General features: G+C 65.5%; 11 protein-coding genes. 3 read left to right on the forward strand and 8 right to left on the reverse strand.

The window, feature by feature from the left end; genetic code table 11:
- Positions 1–68 precede the first annotated feature (68 nt).
- From B141_RS49290 to B141_RS50705, 4 genes are read right to left on the reverse strand one after another with little or no spacing between them, the layout of a single operon-like run.
- Complete coding sequence (locus B141_RS49290; protein WP_157181020.1) at positions 69–206, reverse strand: hypothetical protein; 138 nt, start codon at positions 204–206, stop codon at positions 69–71.
- The gene (locus B141_RS52560) at positions 188–535 is read right to left on the reverse strand and encodes an MFS transporter (protein ID WP_420313592.1); all 348 of its coding nucleotides are present in this window, start codon (positions 533–535) and stop codon (positions 188–190) included. Before B141_RS52560 ends, B141_RS49290 begins: the two co-directional genes overlap by 19 nt.
- Positions 454–777: an MFS transporter gene (locus B141_RS52820; RefSeq protein WP_202805785.1), complete on the reverse strand. Its 324-nt coding sequence runs from the start codon at positions 775–777 to the stop codon at positions 454–456. Before B141_RS52820 ends, B141_RS52560 begins: the two co-directional genes overlap by 82 nt.
- Entirely contained in the window at positions 746–991 is a 246-nt protein-coding gene (locus B141_RS50705; protein WP_202805786.1) for a hypothetical protein, read from the reverse strand. The genes B141_RS52820 and B141_RS50705 overlap by 32 nt, the downstream gene beginning before the upstream one ends.
- A gap of 354 nt (positions 992–1345) precedes the next feature.
- Between B141_RS50705 and B141_RS47455 the strand changes: the two genes are divergently transcribed.
- On the forward strand, positions 1346–2224 hold the full coding sequence (locus tag B141_RS47455) for a phosphotransferase enzyme family protein (RefSeq protein ID WP_157181022.1): 879 nt from the start codon (positions 1346–1348) through the stop codon (positions 2222–2224).
- 60 nt (positions 2225–2284) lie between these two features.
- On the opposite strand, the gene B141_RS49295 is transcribed toward B141_RS47455, so the two are convergent.
- Entirely contained in the window at positions 2285–2824 is a 540-nt protein-coding gene (locus B141_RS49295) for an AAA family ATPase (protein WP_157181023.1), read from the reverse strand.
- Positions 2825–3234: 410 nt separating this feature from the next.
- Here B141_RS49295 and B141_RS0114955 point away from each other — a divergent pair, with 410 nt between their 5' ends.
- Positions 3235–4113: an alpha/beta fold hydrolase gene (locus B141_RS0114955; protein WP_020575984.1), complete on the forward strand. Its 879-nt coding sequence runs from the start codon at positions 3235–3237 to the stop codon at positions 4111–4113.
- Between the two features lie 82 nt (positions 4114–4195).
- Here B141_RS0114955 and B141_RS0114960 read toward each other — a convergent pair whose 3' ends face one another.
- Positions 4196–4936, reverse strand: coding sequence for a class I SAM-dependent methyltransferase (locus B141_RS0114960; RefSeq protein WP_020575985.1), 741 nt, complete (start codon positions 4934–4936; stop codon positions 4196–4198).
- A gap of 82 nt (positions 4937–5018) precedes the next feature.
- On the opposite strand from B141_RS0114960, the gene B141_RS40745 reads away from it, so the two are divergent.
- Positions 5019–5963 carry a phosphotransferase gene (locus tag B141_RS40745; RefSeq protein ID WP_020575986.1) on the forward strand — a complete coding sequence of 315 codons (945 nt, stop codon included), beginning with the start codon at positions 5019–5021 and terminating at the stop codon, positions 5961–5963.
- A 154-nt stretch (positions 5964–6117) separates the two neighbouring features.
- Here B141_RS40745 and B141_RS0114970 read toward each other — a convergent pair whose 3' ends face one another.
- Together B141_RS0114970 and B141_RS40750 are read right to left on the reverse strand one after the other, a co-directional pair.
- On the reverse strand, positions 6118–6942 hold the full coding sequence (locus B141_RS0114970) for an alpha/beta fold hydrolase (RefSeq protein ID WP_020575987.1): 825 nt from the start codon (positions 6940–6942) through the stop codon (positions 6118–6120).
- Between the two features lie 244 nt (positions 6943–7186).
- The gene (locus B141_RS40750) at positions 7187–7765 is read right to left on the reverse strand and encodes a P-loop nucleotide/nucleoside kinase family protein (protein ID WP_020575989.1); all 579 of its coding nucleotides are present in this window, start codon (positions 7763–7765) and stop codon (positions 7187–7189) included.
- Positions 7766–8026 lie beyond the last annotated feature (261 nt).

The following is an 8026-nucleotide window of genomic DNA, read 5'->3' on the forward strand; positions in this document are numbered from 1 at the left end:
GGCGTCTGGCGTGGGCCCGCCCGGCTCGCTGCCGTGAGACGAGCCCGATCAACCGGCCCTCCTTGTCACTACGGGTCGCGCAGAGATCCGCGGGTGAGCGAGAAGATCGTTCCGGTCCCGCACAGCACCGCGAGGACCACGCTGGCGAGCTGGAACGACGAGACTGCGGAAGCAAACGGCTGGGCGGTCACTGCGGGCGCGGCCACGATCGCGAGACGATAGCGGTGCCGGTAAGTCCGCTGGCATTCTGGACTGTCGAGCGGACTGCATTGGCGATGCCGCGTTGGTCTGCGGCGACGCTGGACAGGATGGCGTGGTTGTTGGGTGTCGTGAACAGCGCGGCGCCGGCCCCGATCGCCGCCAGGCATCCGATCATCACAATGTCCGACGGGGCATTGAGAGCGACCGTGAGGACCAGAAGCGCGAGTGTGTGGACCCCGAGGCCCCACGTGCTCAACACCTGAGACCTGTACCTCCTGGCGATTCGCCCGGCGATGGGCGCTGCAACGAGCGCGCCGACCGTAACAAGACGGATGCGCTGATTCCCAGGCCAGTGCTCAGCAGGTCCGGTGGAAACGCATCTGCGAGCAAGATCATCGAGTTGGCGAAGATGGCTGCGGCGCCGATGGCTTGGCCTATTCTCATGCCGATAAGCACTTCGGGGGACGTCGCCAGTGCGCAGCCTCCACTGGCGAGGGTAAACAAGGCGATGCCAGCAATGTAGAGGCGGCGTCGCCCCAAGATGTCAGCGAGCCGTCCGAAGCTGAGCAGCAGCACGGGTGCTAACCAACCAGTAGACCGACACCGCCAACGTGATCTCGGTACTGCTCGCGCCGGTACGCCGCACGATATCTGGCAGAGCCAGATTGAGCATCCCGGCCGTAAGTGCGGGCGGCGACACCGCCACGACGTTCAAGGCCAGAACCCGCCATGCGTAACGTCTCTGATGGCGGTCTGACGGATCTTCGTCGACTGGCTCGGGAGCGTTCATAGGGGGAGGTTAGTGATCTGGATGGGTCAGCGGGTAAGGAGCGTAACGAGACGACCGCCCGTTCCTGACCCTTATCGCCTCTCGTCGTTGCACGTGTGATGCACTGCCGCGACCAGGCGCTGGGCGCTGTCGATCATGTGCCCCTCGGGCAGTCCCGGGCGCCAAACGGGTTTGAGGCGCACCAAGGAGCCCCTTCATACTGGCTCGATGCCGCAAACGGATCGTGTCCGAGCTGGCCCACCCCCTCCGTCCTCGCCGCCCCTTCTTCGCTCCACGCCGCCCGACGATCTGGTGGTGCGACGACTGGCTGGCGAGATTGCTCCCGGCAGCCGGGTCACTGATCTCGGCGGCTGGATGAGCCGCAACCTCCGGCTTGAGCCCGCCGGGTTAGTGCTGCGGGTGCATCCGGCGTTCGTCTCCCGGAGGCGGCTGATGTCGATACAGCGTGTGCGGCGCTTGGTATCCGAGCATGGGCTCACTGTCCCGGTAGCCGTCAGCCGAAATGGCCTGACTGTCTTCCGCTGCGCTGATCGGTGGGCCGAACTTGAGCCATACATCCCGCACGACGAACTCGCCGACACGTGGTCCTCGCACGCGTGGATGTTCCGAGCCATGGGCAGGCTTCACCGTTGCTTGGCGTCCCTCGGGGTCGCGGTTCCTCGCCCACCAACGTCGATCTTCGCCGCACCAAGCACATTGTCGAAGTGGCTACCAACCACCGAGGCGGCTGTGGACGACGACCGCGAGGCCAGGGAGATCGCACGCAGTCTCCGAAGAGTGGTTTCTAGACTCCGGCGTCATTGGGTATCGCCCGCGCAGCTTCCAGCCCAGCTTGTGCATGGGGACGTCAAGCTAGCGAACTTCGGCAGCGCGCCAGCAGGTGAGACGGTGTATCTCGACTTCGGATTCGTTGCACTGCGGCCGCGTATTCACGACCTGGCGTTCTCCTTCACACATTCGGTGCTCATGCTGAACGAGCGGACGGCCGCGGATCCCTGCTTGTTCCCGTGGGATAGAGCACGACAACTTGTGAAGGACTACGAGATCGCCACTGGCCGGCCGCTTACTCCCAGGGAACGCGGTGCGCTTGCCCCCTACACCGCCGCTGCACGGATCTACCATGCTGCATACGCTGGCTTCGGGAACGACCCGGGCGAGTGGCTCCACAACAACCTGGCCGCCATCCGGCTGAGCAGTTGGCTGCTCGAGCACCCCGAAGCGCTGTCCGCATAGTCCGTCGTTACGAACTGCTCGCGGTGCGTCGGAGTGGGCAGCGGCGAGCGGTCGTCCGGATCAGGAGGTTGCCGACTCGCGCAGCACCGCGTCGATGGCCTCGACAGTCTCGTCCACCGTGAGAGCACTGTTGTCGATCACGTTGTGGGGATTGTGTCGACGAACACACCATGCGAAGTCTTCGTAGTTCGAGCGCAGGTCGCTGTCCTCCAGGAGCGGATTCCTGTTACGTGCGAGGTTCCGTGCCAAGCAAACCTCCAAGCTGGGGAGTAAGACGATCCGCCGAATACCCAACTCGGTCATGATGTCGTCGCCTGTCTCGGGCGGGCACGGTGGAGCGTAGATGTCGACCACGCAGTCGATCCCGTGGAGCTTGTAGACGCGGACCATGGCCTTCCAGAGGTCCATCGCAACGTCCCATTGACGCTGAGTCTCCTGTGTCCAGCCGTGCTCCGGATGAGCAACACCAGCGCGGATCAACCATCTCAATGCGTCCGTATCGATCAGGGACCGAGGCGAAGTTCCGCGTGACGCCCATGCGGCGGCCGCGGTTGACTTTCCCGAGCCAGCCGGCCCGGTGAGCATGAGCAGGGTCGTCATAGGTAGCGCGGGTACCTCGGCCATTGCCGCAGGATCGCAGAGCCAGGGAAGCGATGCCATCAGATTTCGACCTGCCCCTTGGCCAGGACCCGCAGCTTTTCTGAGCGAAGAGCACGGCCCGGGGGAGAGTGCGTCGATGAAGCATCCGCGCCACCCTCGACCACATCATCCTTGCCGATGGCTCCTATGTCCGGCGGCTGTTGGGTAATGGTCCCGAATGGGTCGAAGGTGGCGAGGAAGCCGAGCTTCCCGAGTCGGCGGTCCGAACCGAAGAATTGTCCCAACTGTGGGAGCAACTGCTTACGCGTAGGTGACAATGCTGGCCGGCCGACCGCTCCTGCGGAACGCATTGGGAGGCAATCGCACCGCTTCGACCGTCGTCAATGCTGTCTTGCGGTTATCGTGCACGTATGGCCATGACTGCCGTTCACCACCGCTACGGCACTGTCCGCGGCCGGCAGCTCTTCTACCGGGAGGCAGGCGTCGCCGACGCCCCCGCGATCGTGCTGCTGCACGGCTTCCCCGCCAGTTCGTTCATGTTCCGTAACCTCATCCCGCGACTGTCCGACAGCTATCACGTCATCGCTCCGGACTATCTCGGTTTCGGCCTGTCCGACATGCCGCCGGTCGAGGAGTTCGACTACACCTTTGACGCGCTGTCCGAGCTCATCGAAGGCCTGCTCAGTGAACTCGGCGTTGCCCGGTACGCCATCTACGTCCAGGACTACGGTGCACCAATCGGGTGGCGCCTGGCTCTGAAACACCCCGAGGCGATCGCGGCGGTCATCAGCCAGAACGGAAACGGCTACGACGCAGGGTTCGTCCCCAGCTTTTGGCAGACGGTTTGGGACTATCAGCGCGAGCAGACACCGAGGACCGAGAGCGCGATCAGGCAAGCGTTCACACTCGATGCCATCAGGTGGCAGTACGTCACGGGCGTCCCGGACCAGACGCTGATCAGCCCGGACACCTGGCACCATGATTTCGCGCTGCTCTCCCGCCCCGGCAATGACAAAATCCAACTCAAACTGTTTCTCGACTATGCAACCAACCCTCCTCTCTACCCACTCCTGCACGATTACCTGCGCGCCAGTCGAGTGCCGCTGCTCGCGGTATGGGGCCGCGGAGACCAGATCTTCGGCCCCGACGGAGCCCGCGCCTTCGCCCAGGATCAGCCCGACGCCGAGATTCATCTGCTTGACGGCGGCCACTTCCTGCTCGAAAGCGCGGTCGACGAGGTGGCCGAGCTGATTCGACGGTTCCTCACCAACGCTAGTCCAGACGCTTGATCGCGTTTGGGCTGAAACCGGGCAGTGACAGGCCGGCTTGCGCCGAGGCGCCCTAGAGGCTCAGGCTGAGAGTGCTCGGCGATCAAACGCCCGTCGCGATGGTGATGATCTCAGGCAGCTGCTCGGTGAACGGACGCCGATCCCAGAGGCCGTAACGCTCCACGACCGCCAATCCCGCCTCCGACAGGAACGCGTCGAGCTCCTCGACCTCGACGAACCTGAAGCGGCTTGGGCACAGCACCTCCCGCTCCCAGTTTGGGCTGGAGAACCTGCCGACCACCTCGACTATCCCGCGCTCCACCAGCCGCGGGTTGGTGTTCGCGGTGCTGACCACGGTGCCGTCGGCGGCGACGACCTCTGCCTGGTTAGTCCACCTCTCCCATGGACGCAGCCGCGGGTTCAACGTCTCGAACGCGAACCGGCCGCCGTCGGCGAGCGCTGCCCGGACCGCCGTGAGTGCCGCCGCGATCTCGTTGTCAGTAAGGAAAACCTGGAAGACGTGGCCGGTCATGATGACCAGCTCGAACTCCTGGTCGAAGGGAACAGAGCCGAGGTCGCCGTGGATCCAGTCGACATCGGTGCTGGCCTTGGCCTGGTTCAGCATCGCCGCCGCAGGGTCCAGTCCGACCAGTCGCCCGGTGTGTCCGGCCGGGCGGGCCTTCCGGAGCACACTGCCCGTGCCACAGCCGACATCCAGCACGGAATCGGCCGCCATGACGAGATCGAGGTAGAAGTCGCGATCCGGCCCCCACGGGTTGAGCTGGTCATAGAAGATCGCGAGGCGCGGGTCGGTGTAGTCGTCGCTGTACTCCGGCTCAGGCATGCGGGACAGTGTCGCAGTGACAACATCCAATGCCGCGTCGGTTTCGAGCAGGCCCGTTTGGTCACCCCGCCGAGGTAGCCCAGTGAGCGGCGACCTCGCTCGGGACGGCCACGCCTGGCTCGAGATGAGTCTCGGCTCATCCGTCCGCCGGCTGCGGTGGTCGCGCGGGCATCTGTCGAGGGTGTCGCTTGTCGAGCTGTCTGACGGGCGACGGGTGGTACTGAAAGTCAGGCCGTGGGCCGACCGGCTGCTCGACTGCGGCCGGGCTCAGTCAGCCGCCGCAGCCGAGGGGATCGCGTGCCCGCGGGTCCTTGCCGGGCCAGAACACGTTGCAGGTCAGGCGTACTCCGCGGAGGAATGGATCGGCGGGGGCCGGCAACTGGCCGCCACGCGCGCCCATGCGTCCCGCTTTGCCGCGGGGTTGCGCGATCTCGTCGAAGCACTGCGTGGCTGCGGATCCGATCGGCTGGCTGGCGCACCACTTCCGTGGGTTGGCTGGCGCCATGACGGGACCGACCTGTGGCCACCACCCGACGACTTCGATGCCGACCTGAATGAACACACGGCAGTGTCCTGGCTCGACGATGCGGCTCGACATGCGCGCGAGCTGATTCTGTCGGCCTCGCTCGACCGCGTGATCGGTCACGGGGACTGGGAGTCGCAGAATCTCCGCTGGATGTCGTCTGCCTTGCACTGTGTGTACGACTGGGACAGCTTGGTTTACGAGCCCGAAGCAGCACTGGCCGGCGCCGCGGCGGCGGTCTACGTCGCGCGAGGAGGACCCGGGCAGGCCGCCACCTTCGAGCAGACAGCGGCGTTCCTCGACGCCTACAGCGAACGGTTGCCGCGCGGCTTCACCCCAACCGAGAGCGGCGTGGCGTGGGCGGCCGGCGTCTGGGTTCGGGCGTTCAACGCGAAGAAGGCGTTGGTCGCGGCATCCCTCGGCCTTCCGTCCGAGCCCCTTCAGTTGGCGACGCTGCGCTCCGACCTGGAGCATCGTCTGGCAGTCGCATTGAGGTGTCACTGAAGGTTGGCGAGGAACTGCAGCCTGGTCGACCTCGCTCAAGCCAGAGGTCGCGGCCATCGTCGTGGTCGTCGAACGCGTAACGTCGGGCTGGACGGACCCGCACTGTCCAGCCCGACGTTACGAGATCGGACCCGTTGAACGCCACTCTGCTTGACTACTCGTCGAGGAAGGCGAGGGCGGTCGCGGTGAGAAGCGGCGAGCTGAAGGTGTTGTAGTGGGTCAGGCCGGGCAGGATCGCGAGCGCGTGGCCGCCCTTCGGTCGTCCCTCGCCCATCCAGCCACCGTCGCGGAGGCCGCCGTCGAGAAGGCTGAACGCCTCGGTGTAGTGGCTGGGCGGCGCCATGTCGGCGTCCGCGGCGACGATGAGGGTCGGCACCTGGAGACCGCGGACCTCCTCGGTGAAGTCGTAGCCCTTCGACATCGCCTCGCCGATCTTGTCCAGCAGGCGAGGGAAATCTTCGGGGCGCGGCGCGACCCGCTGGTAGAGCTCGTACATCGGGGTGTCCTTCAGGAACTCGGCGGCGGCCGCGCCCATCTGGCCTTGCTGGGCCCGCATCTCCGGGTAGACCGCGTCCGAGCGGACCTGCGCCGACACCACGACGAGCCGACCGACCTTGGTGGGGTACTTCACCGCGGTCTGCAGGGCGACCCCGCCACCGAGCGAGTAGCCCACGAGGTCCGGCCTGTCCAGCTCAAGGTGGTCGATGAGCGCCGCGATGTCGTCGGCCATGAGGCGGATGTCGAGCGGACGGTCGATGTCGGCGGTCCGGCCGTGTCCCTGCAGGTCGACCAGGATGACCTGGTGGTGGTCGACCAGCGCGGGAAGGATCGGCCCGAACATCTCGCCCGACCCGAGACCACCGTGCAGCAGGATGATGGGGCGCCCTGCTCCGTGGGTCTCGACGTAGAGGTTGATGCCGTTGACGTCGACGTACCGGCCGGTGCCCTCGGCGGCAGATGCCCGGTTGGTGGCGTTCACAGTGATGCTCCTCAGGTCTTCTCAGGTGGGGTGACGTCAATAGAGACTGGGCCCTCGGCCCGAACTCATCGGCGGATCTGGGGCGATTTTGCCGGGGGTCCCGGAGTTACTGCCCCACCCGTCCCGTCGATGCGTTCGCGCAGGAAGTCGGCGTGGCCGTTGTGCCGGTGTACTCCTCGATCATGTGTACGAGCACCTCGCGGGGTTCGTCGGCTCGGTTCAGCGGATCGTCCGCGAAGGCGTTCTACCGCGCGGGCTGACGAGTCGGTACTCCGATGGGCGGCAGGCTGGCTCTCGACAGCTGGTAGTGCTCGATGACGCGCTCCGCCGCGTCGGTCGCGCTGAAGTCGCTGGTGTCGAGGTGCAGGCTGTCCCGTCCCGGGATCGGCGCGAACATGTCGTACTGCCCGAGCATCCTTCGCAGATGCTCCACCGTGGCGACCTTGCCCATCGCGGACCGATGCTCTGCTCGTACCCGCGCCTCCAGTGCCTCCCTCGAGCAGGTGAGCTGGACGAGGCAGACCCGGCCGCCGTTGCTTTCGACGGCCTCGAAGCGGCGATTGGTCTGTGGGGCGGAGTCGGGGTGGTTGTAGACCGTCGTGAAAACCAGGTCGCGGCCCTCGCGGGCGGCCTCGGCAATGATGCCTTCGCGGATCGCGTGTACCTGACGCCAGAACGGCTCGCTACCAAAGTCAAAGACCGGTCGGACGCAGTCAATACTCAGGTGGTTGTGGAACAGCGGGTAGCCCGTGCGTTCCGCGATCACGGTCGCGACGGTCAGCTTGCCCACGGCCGGAGGTCCGTAGAGGTAGACGAGGTCCATGGTGAGGACTATAGGAGCGGGCTGCGGATTCAGGGCCTGCCTATCTATCTCCACGTGACAGGGGACCATGCTTCCTCGCTCAGAATCGCTTTGTAAATAAGGGCTCTTGTGGTCGTCGCCCGTTGCAGTGACGATCTTGGTGGGGTAAGATCGAACGTACGAGCGACGGCGATGGTGTGCGGATCTCTCCGCTCCCGCCCGGGTTTGGCGACATGCTTCCCGGTCCGGAGTTGGTGGCCGTGCTCGCTGGCGTCGATCGGT

Origin of the sequence: Actinopolymorpha alba DSM 45243 (assembly GCF_000373925.1) — a bacterium.
Lineage (GTDB): Bacteria > Actinomycetota > Actinomycetes > Propionibacteriales > Actinopolymorphaceae > Actinopolymorpha > Actinopolymorpha alba.